The sequence below is a fragment of the Priestia endophytica genome (assembly GCF_026790145.1).
Lineage (GTDB): Bacteria > Bacillota > Bacilli > Bacillales > Bacillaceae_H > Bacillus_I > Bacillus_I endophytica_A.
On the sequence record NZ_JALAMS010000001.1, the window covers coordinates 651,550 to 668,042 of the forward strand.

Sequence of the window (16,493 nt, forward strand, 5' to 3'; positions counted from 1 at the left end):
GAAAGCGCTTTTTAACCTTTTTAGGAGGGATTGGAGATGAAAAGAAAAAGCTTTTTATGGTTAGTATGCTCTCTTTTTTTACTGACAGCATGTGGGGAGAAGAAAGAAGAAAGTAAGGCAGAAACAAAAGCAGAACAACAATTATCAGATCCAATTGCTGATTTTACATACGAAAATCAAAATGGTGAACCATTTTCATCAAAAAGTTTAGATGGAAAAGTATGGATAGCGAACTTCATCTTTACAAGCTGTACAACAGTCTGTCCACCAATGACGTCTCATATGGCGAAACTTCAAGAAAAAGCGAAAGAAGAAGGAGCAGATGTGGAATTTGTCTCTTTCACAGTTGATCCAACAGTTGATAGCAGTGAGAAGCTGAAAGAATTTAGCGAAGGATTTGAGGCAAATAGCGATAATTGGCAATTTCTCACGGGATACTCTCAAGAAGAGATTGAAACATTCGCAAGAGAGAATTTTTATATGAATGTTCAAAAGCCGAGTTCAGGAGATCAAGTGATTCATGGAACAACATTTTTTCTATTAAATCAAAAAGGTCAAATTGTAAAGGACTATGATGGGGTGTCTAATGTTCCTTATGATGATATTATTCATGAAGCAAAGGAATTAGAAAAATCGTCCTGATAAAACCAACTGACCCCTTTAGTAGGGGGAATATAGGTTGGTTTTTTTTTGTATGATTTTTTAGTTTTAAAGAATATGATATGATAATACATTAGAGACATCTAGTAACAGGGGTGAACATAGGATGAAAAAAATAGGTCTTATTTTTCTTATTCTCTTTTTGTCAGCTTGTTCTGCTTCACCTCCAACTCAAAATGAGGAAGAGTCCAAAGAAGTGTCAACAAAACAAGGAAAAGATATATTTCCTGCAAGTGTGAACATGGTTGCAATTGGTGATTCTTTAACAAAAGGAGTTGGCGATTCAACGAAGGAAGAAGGCTATGTAACACGCGTTGCTTCAGAAATTGAAAAACAGCCTTCTGTTGGAAAAGTAAAAGTGAGCAACTTTGGGAAAACGGGAAATCGTACAGATCAGCTTCTTAAAAGATTAGATTATGAAAATATCAAATCAAGCCTTGAAGATGCGGATATTATCTTCGTCACAATTGGCGGCAATGATATGATGAAAGTTATGCGAGATCATTACGATAACATTACCTTTAAAACGTATAACAAAGAGCAGAGAAAGTATGAAAAAAGACTACAAAAAGTAATGAAAAAGATGCGCAGTATTAACGAGGATGCTCCAATTTACCTTATTGGATTTTACAATCCGTTTTTAAACACGCTTAGTGATTTAAAAGAAATCGATACTGTTGTAGAGGAATGGAATGGTTCAAGTGAACGAGTGGCATCTCAATACAAAGGGATAACATATATTGAAATTGCTGATATTTTCACAAGTACAAATGAAAACTTGTTATCAAATGACTATTTTCATCCAAACACAAAAGGGTATAAATTAATTGCAGACAGAATTAGCGAGCGCGTTTTTCTTGAAAACATGGATGATGAAAAAATGGTGTTCGCCAATCCAACATATAGAGGAGAGGACATAGCAGGATGAAAAAATGGAAGACGCTTTTCTTTAGTTTACTTTGCTTAAATATTATTTTAGTTCTAGTCGCTGTAGTAGCTATTTTTCAGCCAATTGAAAAACGACAGGCTCCTTCAAAAGAAGAGGTGAACGGTATAGAACTCGGAGTTGTAGGAGATAAGAAAAACTTGAATGCGCTTATTGATAAGTATTTAAAACAAGAGTTTGCTAGTGATACGTTAGCATATAATGTTGTTTTAAATGACGAAGTTGAAGTATATGGAAAAATTGTCGCTTTTGGCCGTGACGTTGATATTAAAATGACATTTGCACCTATTGTCCAGAAAAATGGTAACCTTGTTCTTGAACAAACAGGTCTTTCCGTCGGGGCGTTACCATTACCGGTTGAGACAGTCTTGAAGTATGTAAATAATCATTTCCCAATGCCTGAGTGGGTAAGTATTAATCCGAAAAAAGAATCCATTTATGTTGCTCTAAATCAAATGGAGCTTGAAAATGGTTTCCGAGTAAAAGCTGAGAAATTCGACTTAAAAAATGACGAAATATCAATTAAACTTATTGATCCAAGTGTTCAACCGTAAAAAAAGAGCCTTCTAACGAGAAGGCTCTTTTTTTATTGAGCTAATCTTGTGTAACTAAAGCTTCAAGAGGAGGATTTCCATTTACAAGTCCAACTCCGTATACCGTATAGGCTCGGTCTGGACGAAGACGAAGCGGTGGGATTTTTAATAAAACTTCTTTTGATCCGCTTCTTCTCAACTCAAGGTTCACCTCCATTGGAGTTAATGCTAAATAGCTTGTAGCCTCTTTAAAAGATACATTAGGGAAAACAACGTCTCCACGCACTGCTGCAACATCAATGGAAGGAGCGTTTGGAGAAAGATGAATAAAGCGCAGCTTTGCTTCTCCTTTTGGTACTGTGTCTTCATCTTTTATAGCGAGCAGTGACAAATTAGTAGGTTCCCCAGCTGCAATAATTGTATATTGCATATCTTTTTTGATTTCTATTTCTGCACTAAGGAGAGGTCGAGCTGTTTCGCCTGCTTTGTACAGATCAATTCTATAACGCCCACCTTCTCTTAGTTCAATATAATCTGTTTCTTGTTTAAAGATTAAGTTTGGGATTGTTTTTCGTCTATTAAGGTATACATCAACAGAAGGAGCACCTGGAGAAGCGTGAAGAATACGGATTCTTGTTCCTTGTCTATTACGCATATTTGACAACGAATAGGAAAGCTTTGTAGCATATTTAAAATGTTTTTGGTAGTAAGCAATGTGTAAAGAAGGATCTCTGTATTTGTAGTACTGAGCTAATAAATCGTACATAGCCGCTTTTTGAGCATAGTGCTGCTGTTTACTATTCAAGACTTTGTCCTCCTCAAAGCAAAATTTTTACGTAGCAAGTTTATGCAAGAAAAGAATGAAAAATGCTACGTATCCTGTTTTTAAAGCTTATTTATGAATAACCTTTAAGGCGATAGGCGCATATAATGGGGTACGGAGAACTCGAAAGTAAAAAGATACTCGCTATACTGAAAAGTAAGGAGTGAGAGGATGAAACATTTCTATGTTAAAACATTTCGCTTCATGTTAGGAGGCATTATCCTCCTGTCGTGTTTAACATATTTTACGGAAAACGCAGTGGAGCATTCGCCTTCTAAAGCGAAGCACACTATAACGTTTGAGGTGGAGAACAATGGAGAATAAGAAGAAAGTTTTTACTGCCTACCGTTATATCCTTGTTCTATATACAATTTGTTTTACACTGTTTTTATTAGCTCTTTTGCCTCTTCTAGCCGGCTATGACGTGAGCGTTGTAAATAGCAATACATCTGCTTTTGAAGGATCACTAGTTGTCACAGAATACGTAAGTGGTGAGCATCATTATTTGTATGAAATTCCTTATATTGGTTATGTTGTAGGTTATGTAAAAAGTATGATCGTTCCTATTCTTTCCCTTTCTTTATTTCTCTTTTTTCTTACTCTTTTGTTCAATGATAAGGAGAAAAAATAGGCAAATGCACAAACTATTTTTATAAGAAAACATAAGCTGTTTTTGTAAATGAAAATGAGGAGGAATAGAGAGATGTATGATCCGTATGAAAACTGTGGCTATTACTATCCATATAGCGAGGGCTGTGAAAGCTTTAACTTCGCAACAATTGTAGTACTCTTTATTTTGTTAATCATTATTGGAGCGGTTTGTTTCCATTAATAATAAAGTAAACGGGGTGGATGATGATCCATCCCGTTTACTTTATAGAAGGAAAAGAGAAAAACTTTCGAATAAATGTTGAAAAACCATATAAATCTCTTATTTTCCATACTATACTAGTGATACATAAGCAAAATGAAGGTGGATTTATGGATAATTTAATATTATTAAAAGAAGCTTTTAAGAAGAGCGTTGTGCCAACTTTGATTATCGACCAAAGCGGGACATGTGTTTTTGCAAATGATGAAGCAGAAAAGCTTCTCGATGTTGAAAAGGAAAAAAAGCGTTCTTTTTTCTTTTACTTCACGGCTTTATTCAATGTGTCATTAGCACAATTATTAACCTTGTTAAAAGAAAGCATTGAAAAAACAATAAGGGTTCAGCACATTTCTACTTTAGAGTACGATATGACGATAAAGCCTATTAAGACGAGTAAAAGTACGTATCAGCTTATTCAGTTTAATGAAGTGTCATTGTCTCTGGAAAAGCAGGATGCTGTTTTAAGAGAGTTGAATCAGTACAAACGCTTTATTGAAGAAAGTCAAGATGCTTTTTTAGTTGTAGTGGATGAAAAAGTGCGCTATGTAAATCCGGCAGCTATTCGACTTTTAGGTGGAAGGAGTAAGTATGAATATATTGGGAAAGAGCTGCTGACGTTCATTCATGAAGACGATATTAGGTTTGTAAAAGAACGAATGGATGCCATCATGCAAGACAAGCCGTTTAGACCAAGAGTAGAAGTGAAAATCCTAGCTAAGGAAGGCGTGAAATTTATTGAATCATCCGTAACTAAAATGGAGTTTCAAGGAAAGCCTGCTATTCAATATTTTATGCGTGATATTACGAATCGAAAGAAATATGATGAGATGGCAAGAACCTCTGAGAAATTAACAATGGTAAGCAAACTGGCCGCTGGAGTGGCGCATGAGATTCGCAATCCAATGACAGCTGTTAAAGGGTTTATTCAGCTTTTAAAAGTATCTAAAGAATATAATGAAGAATATAGCGAAATTATGATTGCTGAAATTGAACGAATTGAGGTCATTATTGAAGAATTTTTAACGCTTGCAAAATCAAAAAAGGAAACCGCTTATAAACCTAAACAGCTATGTCGTATTTTACAGCATGTCGCTCTGTTACTTAACACACATGCAAGCTATCGAGATTGTCAAATTACAACAGATCTTACAGAGGTAGATGTATGGATCTACTGTGAGGAAAATGCTTTAAAACAAGTATTTATTAACGTTATTCAGAATGCAATTGAATCAATGACGCGAGGAACCGTTCATATCTCTTTAAAAACAGAAGGGAGCTTGGCCGTTGTTGAGATTACGGATGAAGGTTGTGGGATGGAGGAAAGTGTTTTACAAAAGATCGGTGAACCTTTCTTTTCTACAAAAGAAACCGGGACAGGTTTAGGATTAATGATCAGCTACAAAATCATTGAACAACATAAAGGAAAAATGACGTTTACAAGTAAAATAGGTGTAGGAACAAAAGTGAAAATTACACTTCCCATTGTTTTAAATTGTGAAAAAGAGTCTTAGAGGGCTCTTTTTTTAAATATAAGTGGTAAAGATAACCAGTTCATTAGAAGATACGCTGAAAGTAATGTAAGAAAAAGGATTTTTAAAAGTGAGCAAAATATGGCTTTTCAACGGCTGGCATAATATTTGGCACATAGCCTAACATTGTTTTTCCCTTTTAATATAGGAATAAAGATGTTGTTATCTTTCGTCTGGATGAATAGAGTGAAACTTTTAGTAGTTATAAACCAAATTCTCATTATGATATGGGGGTCAAATTTTCAAATAAATTGATGTTCTAAAAGAAAATATATATTACAAGCAAATGAAATAGAAATATCCCAATGGCATATTAAAGAAGAAAGTGCCGTATTATTTATGGAATGATGCAGAAAGCTTGAAGCTGTGTGGTCGTTATATAAAGGATCTCGGTGAAAATTCAAAGTTAAGATAGCCAGAAAATTGTTATTCACATCTTTCTTTACTAGAAAGTGTGATTATAAATAAAAAAGGTGGATATGGGGGGGAATCAAAATGTTAGGCTTCTTACAAAGAATAGGGAAAGCACTTATGCTTCCAATTGCTGTGCTGCCAGCAGCAGCTCTGTTGCTTCGCTTAGGGAAGGAAGATATGTTAGATATCCCGTTTATGGAAGCTTCAGGTGATGCCATAATGGCACAGCTTCCGCTTATTTTTGCTATTGGGGTTGCCATTGGACTAGCAAAAGACAGCAATGGAGCAGCGGCTCTTGCAGGAGCCATTGGCTATTTTGTACTTGTAGGAGGAACACAAGTCATTGACAAGCATAACGATATGGCTGTTTTTGCAGGTCTTATTGCTGGGACAGTTGCAGGTCTGTTATATAATCGTTATCACGATATTCAACTGCCGCAGTGGCTCGGATTTTTTGGTGGAAAGCGGTTTGTCCCCATTATAACGGCTGGATCTATGCTTGTACTCGCAGGGATTTTTGGATATGTATGGCCGCCAATTCAAAACTTTATTGATGGAATTGGCCAGTATCTTATTGATTTAGGAGCTCTTGGTGCAGGGGTTTATGGTGTATTAAATCGTTTACTTATTCCAGTCGGTCTTCATCATATTTTAAATAATATCGTTTGGTTTTTATTTGGCGAATATAACGGTGAACGTGGAGATATTGCTCGCTTCTTCGCAGGAGATCCAACAGCAGGCACGTTTATGACAGGATTTTTCCCTATTATGATGTTTGGATTGCCAGCAGCTGCACTTGCGATGATTGCAACAGCCAAAAAAGAGCGTCGCAAGCTTGTAACAGGAATGCTTGTAAGTCTTGCTTTTACGTCTTTCTTAACAGGTGTAACAGAACCAATTGAGTTTCTTTTCCTGTTTTTAGCTCCTGTTTTATATGTTGTACACGCTCTATTAACAGGATTATCCATGTATATTACGGTAAGCTTAGACATTCACGATGGATTTGGATTTTCCGCAGGTGCTATTGATTATCTCCTGAATTATAACATTGCACAAAAGCCGCTGCTTCTTCTAGGTGTTGGTGTTATTTACGGTATTTTGTATTTCATTATTTTTTATGCTGTGATTAAGAAATTTGACCTTAAAACACCAGGCCGTGAAGATGAGATTGTAGAAGAAGCGCATTATGTTGGAGAAGGAAAGTATGAAAAGGCGGCAGAGCAGTATATTGCAGGTCTTGGAGGCGTTTCAAATATTGAGGAGCTTGATAACTGTGTTACAAGGCTTCGCTTGAAAATAAAAGATACATCACTCATTCAAGAAGAAGTATTAAAGAAAGCAGGGGCAAAAGGGGTAATAAAACTAAATGAACGAGATGTTCAAGTTGTCATTGGAACAGACGTTGAATTTGTAGCAAACGAGATTCGTAGAAAACTGGAATAGAAGAAAGCCGCTCATACTTGAGCGGCTTTTTTAGATGAGTGATCGCTTGATTTTTTTTAGATAACGAGTTTGAATGAATATAAAATAGCAAGTCTGGAAAATGAAAAAGCTAATAAGTACAGTAATGATTTCTTTTAAAATTGAGAGAGCAAAGAAATCTTGCAGAGCGGCAAAAGCAAAAGTACTATGAATAGTCGCCACAAGAAGAGGAATGAAAAAGAGCAAAAGCCGTTGTTTTGTTACAATATGGCTCAGCTCTTTTTCCGTTAAACCAACTTTGGCAACTGTTGCATATTGACGTTTATCATAATCTAAATCAGCATAAAGACGAAAATAGAGGAAACTTCCGGCCGCAATAAAGAAGACAGCGCCAACAAGTAGAGAAACAAACAGAAGCATGTTCGCCATTTTCATTTGTTCAGCATAAGGATTTCCACTAACGGCTATGGAATAGCTCTTGTTCGGGTTGTAGGGGACAATTCCATTTTTTCCAGCTAAACGGGGTAGGAGTCCCGCCGTTTCTTTCCACTCTCGAATATTAAATCCTGTGAACATTTCAGTTTTTCCCTTTGAAAGCAGGCGTTCGTACACAGCGTCATTTACAATAAGAGTATCTGAAGCCATGATATCAGGAGGAAACAAAATGTGTTCTGCTTTATCTTTAATATACATTACAGATTCTCCAGGGATTTGATACTTATCTTTTTTCAAAACATTCATATAGCTCTCATCCATAAACATTTTGGTGAGCGTATTTGCTGGAGGGATGAGTGCTTCATTATCGTTTAGATGTGACAGAGACGAAACATGATCGCCAGCTCCTTCTATATACTTTATATAATTTGATTGCGAAATAAAGGCAAAGGGACGATTTTCACTTACGCCGTTTCTTTGAATAGAAGCTCCTGCTGATATGTTCGCCTCTTTTGTTTCAATCTTTCCTTGAATGATGAGAATTGGCATGGAGAATGCCGTATAGTCCAAGTTTTTTTCTTTAAGCGCTTGTTTAATTTCTTCAACATGCTTTTGCTCTGCGAACGTATTAAAAGAAGCGAGCGTACCGATAGCACATATGGAAACCGTCGAGACGATTGTTACCATAAAGAACATACGTGCATTGTCTTTGAGACGGTAAGCAAGACTTGCGATTGTGATTATATTTGTTTTCTTGAAAAAAAAGTGCTTTTGCTTTTTAGTAAGATTAATGATAAAAATACTTGTTTGACTAAAGAAAAAGTATGTACCAATAATCGTAAGAATGACAGCAGGAAAGAAGCGTTTTAAAACAGATAATCCACCTTCTGCTGTTATCGGTAAATAGTAGGCTGTAATAAGGCACGCTAAGCCAATAAGAGAAAGGATAATTGAGTTTTTTGGCTCTTCTTTTACCCTTTGAGATTCTTGGAAAAGATCAAGAAGTTTTTTCGTTCGAATCGTTAAACTAGTAACCAATGAAATTACAAAAAATAATCCTAAGAATGAAAAAACAGTTAAGAAAAAGGCTTTTGATGCAAAGTAGAAAGGGATATTTGTTATTCCCACGGCTTTTGCACCCATCATTAAAAATAGTTTTGCGGTTAAAAGCCCAAATAAAATCCCTGTTATAATTGCCCCGATTCCAATAAGCATATTCTCTAAAAAGACCATTCGATTAAGCTGATGCCGTGACATGCCGTGCATCATTAAAATCCCAAATTCACGTTTTCGCGTTTTTAAAAATGCATTCATTGAGTAGAGTACAAAAAAGAATGAAAAAAGGAAAATAATATATTCCGCAGCTTTCATCACATCAATGGCTGCTCCTACAGTAATTCCCTGTTGAATGTAGGGATTAAAAATGAATAGGGCGTACACGAAGAAAATCATAACGGAAAAAGCGCTGCTTAAAAAGTAAGCGGCATATGTTCTTAAGTTTCTAGTAACGTTTTTGTAAGCGAACTGGCGAAAAGTCAAGAGGTATCTTCTGCTTGTATTATAAAAGCATTGTTTTGAGTATTTTTAAATATCGTGTTCGAATAAGTAGAAAATAAGCAATTTGAGCTGCTAAGAAGCTTAATAGAACAAGACTCATATTATGAGCAATTGAAATAGAAAATAGGCTTTGTAGCGCTTTAAAAGCAAACAGGCTGTGAGAGATAGCGAGCGTGAAAGGAACAAAGAAAAGCAAGAGAAGTTGTTTTGTAACAATGGTATGCAACTCTTGATTTGTTAGTCCAATTCTTGCAATCGTATTATATTGTCTTATGTCGTACTCTAAATCCGCATAGAGTCTGAAATATAAAAAGCTTCCGGATGCAATGAAAAACACAGCTCCAACAAGCAAAGCTACAAAGAACATCGTATTGAAAACTTGCTTTTGAGAAGCTAACACTGTTCCTCCAACGGCGAGTGCATAGGATTTATCATCCCTCGATGAAACAAGGCCGGTACGACTAATAGTTGCGCCAATACCGTTTGTTTTGGAGAAGCTTTCTGTGTTCCAACCAACATATGTTTCAGTATTAGAGGGAGAAAGTTTTTCGTAAAGTTCATCACTTACGATTACGCCTCGACTTGACAAAAGGGTGTTTGGCAACATAATGTGGCTAGCTACATCCTTAATAGATAGGGAATCACGGTTTTCTCCCATAAGCGAATATGTTTGTGCTGTAAACTGTTTTTCGTCCCAGAGGGTTGTTGGGAGAAGGTAAGCTTCGCCAATTTTTAACGGGCGAATCGTTTCCGTCTTTCCTGTTTCCTTCAAAAACTTTTGATATTGGGAAAATGAAACATATAAAACTTCTTCTCCTTCTGTTGTTTTTACATAGCGAATAGGGAAAGTCATTTTGCTATACGATACGTTGTTTTGTTGTAAGCCATCTTCAATAGCCTGCACGTGTTTTTCTTCCAACGTATTGTTCTTTTTTGAAATATAGTTTACAGCTACTGGATAACTTTTTTCTACTTCTTTGTTTAATACATTAAACGAAGAAAATGCTCCAATTGCACAAAAAGAAACGGTTGAAACAATCGTAACGAGAAAAAACATCCGAGCATTATCTTTCAGTCGATAAGCAAGGTTTGCGATTGTCACGATATTTGTTTTCTGCAAGAAAATCGTGCGTTTTTTCTGTAAAATCTTAAGAATAAAAACGCTCATTTGCGTATAGAAAAAATAGGTCCCAACAATCGTCATTATAATGACTGGAAGCATTCTAATAGCAATATCTCCGCCTTTTGTTGTAAAAGCTAAGAAATAAGAAGAAAAGAGCAGGAGCGTACATAAAAGGGAAAGTAAAGCAGATGCTTTCGGTTCTCTTTTTGGTTTTTGCACGGCTTGAAAAAGGTCAATGAGTTTATTCACTCTAATTGTAAAAAGAATGAATATGGATACAACGGCGAACAAACATAAAAAGGAAAGAGAGGTTAAACTGACGGCTTTCCATGATAGATAAAAAGGAATTTCGCTAATACCAAGTATACGGGCCCCAAGCAGTAAAAAGAGTTTCTCAAACAGAAGTCCGCATACCATTCCGGTTATAATGGCGAAGATACCAATGAGCATATTTTCCAAAAAAACGAGTTGATATAGTTGTTGTTTAGACATACCGTGCATTATTAAAATGCCAAACTCTCGCTTTCTTGTTTTTAAAAAGGTGCTAACGGAATAGAGCACAAAGAAAAACGAGAAAATGTACATAATATATTCAGAGATTGTCATTGCTTGAACGGCGACTCCTACAACAAGACCGGTTTTAATATGAGGATTAAAAATAAACAATGCATACATGAAGAAAATCATAACGGAAAAAGCGCTACTTAAAAAGTAAGCGGCATATGTTCGTTTGTTTCGGATTACATTTTTATAAGCGAACTGTTGAAAGGTCATGTGTGTCGCCTCCTAAAAGAGAAAGCATATCAATAATTTTTTGAAAGAATGCTTGTCTATTTTCTCCTTTGTAGATTTCGTTATAAAATTTTCCGTCTTTAATAAAAATAACGCGATTACAGTAGCTTGCAGCAACAGCATCATGAGTTACCATCATCGTTGTGGCACCATCTTCAATGTTAATAGCAGACAATGTTTCCATCACATCTTTGGATGATTTAGAGTCCAAGTTACCTGTTGGTTCATCTGCTAATACGAGAGACGGATTATGAATAATTGCTCTAGCAATGGCGGTTCTTTGCATTTGTCCTCCTGAGATTTCATAGACACGCTTTTTTAAAATGTTATCAATTCCAAGCTTTTTTGAAACAGAAACAAGTTTCTTTTCCATTTCTGTTATTTTCACGCCATCAAGTGTTAATGGAAGAACAATATTTTCTTCAACTGTTAACGTATCAAGTAGATTGAAGGATTGGAAAACAAATCCGAGCTCACGACGTCTAAAAAGAGCCGTATTTCGTTTGTTTAAAGAATGAGGATTTTTTCCTCCAATAAATATTTCTCCCGATGTTGGCTTATCGATTGTGGCAATCATGTTTAAAAGGGTTGTTTTTCCGCTTCCAGATGGTCCCATAATGCCCACAAATTCACCTTTTTCAATCGAAAAGTTGATGTTATCTAGCGCTTTATATGAGATTTTCCCTTTGTATATTCTTGTTAGATGCCTAACATCTAAAATAGCCATCGTAAGCACTCCTTTTTGGTTGATAGTTTTATTGTAAAAGAGAGGGGTATATGTTGCTATGTTGCTTTCTTACAAGAACCTTACAATGTTGTAATATAAAAAAGCAGTGCACTTAATGCGCTGCTTTTTGGAAGAGAAGTCGGATTGTTGTGCCTTCTTCAAATTTTGAAGTAATCGTAATGTTATGATGAAGCTTTTCACCAATCTGTTTCACAAGATAAAGCCCCATACCCGTTGATTCTTGAAATTTCCGACTATTTTCTCCTGTAAAATAAGGATCAAAAACGCGTGAAAGGTCTTCTTTAGGAATCCCAATGCCTTCATCTCTCACTTCAAGAGCTATATGGTCTTTTTCATTATAAGAGGTGAAAAATAATTTGCTTCCTTCGCTTGAATAGCGGACAGCATTTGTGATCAACTGGGTAAGCGCAAAAGACAACCATTTCTCATCAGATGTAATCCACGTCTTTTTTTTGATGTCGATATGTGGATAAACGCGGTTGCGAATAAATAGACGTTTTTGAGAAGATGTCACTTTCCGGATAAGCTCATTTAGTTCTAACATTTCAACGTGAAAGTCATGGGTGAAAGCACCAAGACGCGACGTATATAAAACAAGATCAAGCCCTTTTTTAAGCCGATCTACTTCATCTTGAATTGCAAGGGCCTCCCGATCATCTCGCCTTTCCATCATAAGGTGAATGACAGATAGGGGTGTTTTCATTTGATGAACCCACTGATTCATAAAGGTAATATGATGATCAAGCCTGTGCTTATATTGGTGAATGTTTTGTTGATATTGCTGCAGTCTTTTTCTTTCAAACTCATAAAACGCAGATGATAAAGGAGTTTCTTCTTTTTTCTCTCCAACATCGTCTAGACTCTCTGGAGGGTAAGAAAGTTTTTTATAAAACGAACGATGTGTTGTATAGCGATAAAAAAGGTACACAACGTAAATCACACTGCTTAATAAGATAGAGTAAAGCGCTGTTGTAATACGCACGTTTCCGTCAAGCCAATAAATAAGTAAAGTGAGAACAAGCTGTATACCATAGAGTATTGTGAGAAGAAGGTGATCTTTGAAAAAAAGTTTCATCCTCCTTCACCAACATAGAGCCGATATCCTGCGCCTCTTACTGTTTGCAGAGCGTTATAGATCTCCAATTCTTTTAGTTTTTTACGAACGCGAGCAATGTATACATTTAGCGTATTATCATCCACAAAAGCTTGTTCATCCCAAATTTTTTCGAGTAATCGGTCACGGCTTACGACATGTTCATGCTTTTTCATCATTTCATCTAAGATTTTTGCTTCTGTTAAACTAAGTTCTACCTTTTTTTGATTATAAGATAAAAAGAGACGTTCAAAGTCTAAGGTAAGGCCTCCAGCTTTAATGTTACGATCATGATAGTTATTAGCATATGTGCCATATGCACGACGAAGCTGACTTTTAATCTTGGCCATTACAATCTCATAATCAAATGGTTTCGTAATATAATCATCAGCCCCATTTTCAAGCGCCATCACTTGATCCATTTTTCCTTTGCGCGCTGAAATAAATAAAATAGGGCATGTTGAACAAGCACGCATTTGTCGACACCAGTAATAGCCATCAAATTTAGGTAAGTTCACATCAAGAAGAACAAGATCTGGTGCAAAGGTCTGAAATTCTTCTGTTACCTTTTCAAAATTTTGAACGCTGCATGTTTCATATTCGAACTTTTGTAAGTGTTCTTCTAGCAGTACAACAAGGCTTGGATCATCTTCTACAATAAAAATTTTTCGCATCTTGTAATCTCCTTATGTACAATCTCCCTTCCTATTTTACCAAATTCTTCCTTTTTCTACTGTTGATATCCAAAATATGCTTTTAAAAATTATATGAAAAAAAGACCTTCTTCTCACATATCTATAAAGTAGGCGGGGTAAATCTCTTTTCTAGACAAAGGCTCGACTGCGGGATAGGAGGAAAAAGAGATGTCTCATTTAATTAAACCTATTCTTGACGGCACATATCCAAAAGTCTCATATGGAAAAGGCGTTTTTTTATATGATGAACATGGTAAAGACTATTTGGACGCTTCTTCAGGAGCGGTTACTGTTAGTGTTGGTCACGGCGTTCAAGAAATAACAGATGTTTTAGGAAATCAGGCAAAACGCGTTAGTTTTGTTTATCGCTCGCAGTTTACAAGCGAAGCTGCTGAGAGATTGGCTGAAAAAATTTATAAGCTTTCTAATGGCCATCTAAGCTATAGTTTTTTCGTTAACAGTGGAACAGAAGCAACGGAAACGGCGATGAAAATGGCGCTGCAACACTTTCAAGAAAAAGGGCAAGGAAGCAAACTGAAAATTTTATCACGCTGGATGAGCTACCACGGTATTACAATTGGGTCTTTATCAATGTCAGGTCACTCTATCCGCAGAACGCGTTTTGTTCCTCTTTTGCAAGATTATCCAACTGTTTCAGCTCCTTATTGCTATCGATGTCCATATCATATGGAGTTTCCTTCCTGCCAGTTACGCTGTGCTGATGAATTAGAACGAGCCATTATTCGAATTGGAGAAGAGCATATTGCGGCATTTATTGCAGAACCAATCATTGGAGCAGCAGGAGCTGCCATTACACCACCACCTGGGTATTATGAACGTATCCGGGATATTTGTGACCGCTATAATATTTTATTTATTGCAGATGAAGTCATGACAGGGCTAGGCCGAACAGGAAAAATGTTTGGATACGATCATTGGGAAGCAAAGCCAGATATTGTTACGCTTGGAAAAGGATTAGGTGCAGGATATACGCCAATTGCAGCAGCTGTTGCAACAGAAGAAGTGATGCTTCCTATAAAAAAAGGTTCTAAGCTCGTTATGAGTGGGCATACGTTCAGCGCAAATCCTTTGTCTTGTGCAACAGCTTTATCTGTTCTTCAATATGTTGAAAAACATAATCTAGTCGATGAATCAGCTCGAAAGGGAGCGTATTTAAAGAAAGAGCTATTAAAGTTGAAAGAACGTTTTTCTATTATTGGCGATGTAAGAGGAGAAGGACTTTTATTAGGAGTAGAATTTGTAGAGGATAAGAAAACAAAAGATCCATTTCCAACTTCTGCTCAACTGACAAATCAAATTATCCAAATCGCAATGCAAAATGGTCTACTTCTTTATCCTTCAGCAGCAGGGATTGAAGGTGTTAGAGGAGATGCTGTTATTATTTCACCTCCTTTTACAATAAAAGAAGGGGAGATAAAAGAACTCTTATGTCGATTTGAAAAAACGTTATTAAGTATAGAGAAGCGCTTAAAAAACAATCAGGAGGAAAGAGAATGAATAATGTGTACGGGAAGGTTGTCTCAGTTCAAGAAGCGCTCTCACATATTAAATCTCATTCTACTGTAATGTTTGGGGGATTCGGAGGAATTGGGAGTCCACCAACACTCATTCAAGGAATGATTGATAAAGGGATAGAAGATCTTGTTCTGATTGGGAATGATACAGGATTTCCGACAATTGGAATTGGCAAGCTTATCGTCAGCGGCTCCGCAAAGAAAGTGATCGTATCTCATATTGGGTCAAATCCAGTAGCAGGGGAAAAGATGACAAATAAAGAACTTGAAATCGAGTTTTCTCCACAAGGGACGCTAATTGAACGGATACGAGCAGGCGGGGTTGGGTTAGGAGGTATTTTAATAGACATTGGAATGGATAATGAAACAGTCACAAAAGGGAAGAAAAAAGTAGAAGTACAAGGGAAAACGTATTTACTTGAAACACCTCTTACAGCAGACGTATCTATTATTTATGCTAAAAAGGCAGATTCGTTCGGAAATTTAATTTATGACAAGACTGCTCAAAATACAAACCCTTTTATTGCAATGGCAGGAGAAAAAACGATTGCTGAAGTAGAGGAAATCGTCCCGCTTGGAAGTTTGAACCCAGACGAAATTATGACACAAGGATGCTTCGTTGACATGGTTGTGCAAAGCAAAGGAGTGAACTGGAAATGGGTATGGGAAAAGACGTAAGAAATAAAATTGCCAAAAGAGCAGCTAAAGAAGTCAAAAATGGCATGATTGTGAACTTAGGAATCGGCATTCCATCGCTCGTTCCCAACTTCTTAACCGCACAAAACGTTATGTTTCACGCTGAGAATGGAATGTTAGGAATGGGAGAAACTCCGTACGAAGGCCATGAAGATCCTCATATATGTAATGCAGGAGGATTGCCTGTTACAGAAGTGGAGGGAGCTTCTTATTTTGATAGCTCTATTGCTTTTGCTATTATAAGGCGCGGTCTTCTTGATATGACGGTTTTAGGAGCTCTTGAAGTAAGTGAAAAAGGAGATTTAGCCAATTGGATTGTTCCGGGGAAACGCGTGCCTGGTATGGGGGGAGCAATGGAGCTTGCTCAAAAGGCTAAAAAGGTAGTTGTAGTTATGAGTCATCTCGACCGAAAAGGGCGCTCAAAGATTGTTAAAAACTGTTCTTTACCGCTTACATCTTCAAGGTGTGTGGATATGATTATTACCGATTTAGCTGTCTTTCACATTAAAGAAGAAAAACTTTGGCTTACGGAAGTCATGGAGTCCTACAGTGTAAAAGATGTTGTGAAAGCAACAGACGCTACGGTTCACCTTGGAAGTTCCATTTCGTCATTTTAAGGAG

17 protein-coding genes are annotated in these 16,493 nt (G+C 36.6%); 11 read left to right on the plus strand and 6 right to left on the minus strand.

Annotation, left to right across the window (positions count from 1 at the left end; all coding sequences use genetic code 11):
• Positions 1 to 36: 36 nt before the first annotated feature.
• The 3 genes from MOC86_RS03340 (at position 37) to MOC86_RS03350 (ending at position 2,160) form a co-directional block, all read left to right on the plus strand.
• Positions 37 to 642: an SCO family protein gene (locus MOC86_RS03340; RefSeq protein ID WP_268582709.1), complete on the plus strand. Its 606-nt coding sequence runs from the start codon at positions 37 to 39 to the stop codon at positions 640 to 642.
• Between the two features lie 124 nt (positions 643 to 766).
• Entirely contained in the window at positions 767 to 1,588 is an 822-nt protein-coding gene (locus MOC86_RS03345; protein ID WP_268582710.1) for an SGNH/GDSL hydrolase family protein, read from the plus strand.
• Complete coding sequence (locus MOC86_RS03350; protein ID WP_268582711.1) at positions 1,585 to 2,160, plus strand: YpmS family protein; 576 nt, start codon at positions 1,585 to 1,587, stop codon at positions 2,158 to 2,160. The genes MOC86_RS03345 and MOC86_RS03350 overlap by 4 nt, the downstream gene beginning before the upstream one ends.
• Before the next feature lie 40 nt (positions 2,161 to 2,200).
• Here MOC86_RS03350 and MOC86_RS03355 read toward each other — a convergent pair whose 3' ends face one another.
• Positions 2,201 to 2,944, minus strand: a complete 744-nt coding sequence (locus MOC86_RS03355; protein ID WP_268582712.1) for a DUF4397 domain-containing protein — start codon at positions 2,942 to 2,944, stop codon at positions 2,201 to 2,203.
• Positions 2,945 to 3,133: 189 nt separating this feature from the next.
• Here MOC86_RS03355 and MOC86_RS03360 point away from each other — a divergent pair, with 189 nt between their 5' ends.
• The 5 genes from MOC86_RS03360 (at position 3,134) to nagE (ending at position 7,219) form a co-directional block, all read left to right on the plus strand.
• Positions 3,134 to 3,286 carry a hypothetical protein gene (locus tag MOC86_RS03360; RefSeq protein WP_268582713.1) on the plus strand — a complete coding sequence of 51 codons (153 nt, stop codon included), beginning with the start codon at positions 3,134 to 3,136 and terminating at the stop codon, positions 3,284 to 3,286.
• A complete protein-coding gene (locus MOC86_RS03365) occupies positions 3,276 to 3,593 on the plus strand; it encodes a hypothetical protein (RefSeq protein WP_268582714.1) in 318 nt (105 codons plus the stop codon). The genes MOC86_RS03360 and MOC86_RS03365 overlap by 11 nt, the downstream gene beginning before the upstream one ends.
• A 72-nt stretch (positions 3,594 to 3,665) precedes the next feature.
• Complete coding sequence (locus tag MOC86_RS03370) at positions 3,666 to 3,794, plus strand: YjcZ family sporulation protein (protein ID WP_268582715.1); 129 nt, start codon at positions 3,666 to 3,668, stop codon at positions 3,792 to 3,794.
• Positions 3,795 to 3,943: 149 nt separating this feature from the next.
• Positions 3,944 to 5,344 (plus strand): ATP-binding protein, encoded by a 1,401-nt coding sequence (locus tag MOC86_RS03375; protein WP_268582716.1) that lies wholly within the window; start codon positions 3,944 to 3,946, stop codon positions 5,342 to 5,344.
• A gap of 513 nt (positions 5,345 to 5,857) precedes the next feature.
• Positions 5,858 to 7,219 (plus strand): N-acetylglucosamine-specific PTS transporter subunit IIBC, encoded by a 1,362-nt coding sequence (nagE, locus tag MOC86_RS03380; protein ID WP_268582717.1) that lies wholly within the window; start codon positions 5,858 to 5,860, stop codon positions 7,217 to 7,219.
• Positions 7,220 to 7,249: 30 nt separating this feature from the next.
• Here nagE and MOC86_RS03385 read toward each other — a convergent pair whose 3' ends face one another.
• The 5 genes from MOC86_RS03385 to MOC86_RS03405 all read right to left on the minus strand — a co-directional run bounded on the left by MOC86_RS03385 (position 7,250) and on the right by MOC86_RS03405 (position 13,620).
• Complete coding sequence (locus MOC86_RS03385) at positions 7,250 to 9,172, minus strand: ABC transporter permease (RefSeq protein ID WP_268582718.1); 1,923 nt, start codon at positions 9,170 to 9,172, stop codon at positions 7,250 to 7,252.
• Between the two features lie 19 nt (positions 9,173 to 9,191).
• Positions 9,192 to 11,087 carry an FtsX-like permease family protein gene (locus MOC86_RS03390; protein WP_268582719.1) on the minus strand — a complete coding sequence of 632 codons (1,896 nt, stop codon included), beginning with the start codon at positions 11,085 to 11,087 and terminating at the stop codon, positions 9,192 to 9,194.
• A complete protein-coding gene (locus MOC86_RS03395) occupies positions 11,062 to 11,832 on the minus strand; it encodes an ABC transporter ATP-binding protein (RefSeq protein ID WP_268582720.1) in 771 nt (256 codons plus the stop codon). Before MOC86_RS03395 ends, MOC86_RS03390 begins: the two co-directional genes overlap by 26 nt.
• 112 nt (positions 11,833 to 11,944) lie before the next feature.
• Positions 11,945 to 12,928 carry a sensor histidine kinase gene (locus tag MOC86_RS03400; protein WP_268582721.1) on the minus strand — a complete coding sequence of 328 codons (984 nt, stop codon included), beginning with the start codon at positions 12,926 to 12,928 and terminating at the stop codon, positions 11,945 to 11,947.
• Positions 12,925 to 13,620, minus strand: a complete 696-nt coding sequence (locus tag MOC86_RS03405; protein WP_268582722.1) for a response regulator transcription factor — start codon at positions 13,618 to 13,620, stop codon at positions 12,925 to 12,927. Before MOC86_RS03405 ends, MOC86_RS03400 begins: the two co-directional genes overlap by 4 nt.
• A gap of 189 nt (positions 13,621 to 13,809) precedes the next feature.
• On the opposite strand from MOC86_RS03405, the gene MOC86_RS03410 reads away from it, so the two are divergent.
• From MOC86_RS03410 to MOC86_RS03420, 3 genes are read left to right on the plus strand one after another with little or no spacing between them, the layout of a single operon-like run.
• The gene (locus MOC86_RS03410) at positions 13,810 to 15,159 is read left to right on the plus strand and encodes an aspartate aminotransferase family protein (RefSeq protein ID WP_268582723.1); all 1,350 of its coding nucleotides are present in this window, start codon (positions 13,810 to 13,812) and stop codon (positions 15,157 to 15,159) included.
• Positions 15,156 to 15,854 (plus strand): CoA transferase subunit A, encoded by a 699-nt coding sequence (locus tag MOC86_RS03415; protein ID WP_268582724.1) that lies wholly within the window; start codon positions 15,156 to 15,158, stop codon positions 15,852 to 15,854. Before MOC86_RS03410 ends, MOC86_RS03415 begins: the two co-directional genes overlap by 4 nt.
• Entirely contained in the window at positions 15,833 to 16,489 is a 657-nt protein-coding gene (locus MOC86_RS03420) for a 3-oxoacid CoA-transferase subunit B (RefSeq protein WP_243513396.1), read from the plus strand. Before MOC86_RS03415 ends, MOC86_RS03420 begins: the two co-directional genes overlap by 22 nt.
• Positions 16,490 to 16,493 lie beyond the last annotated feature (4 nt).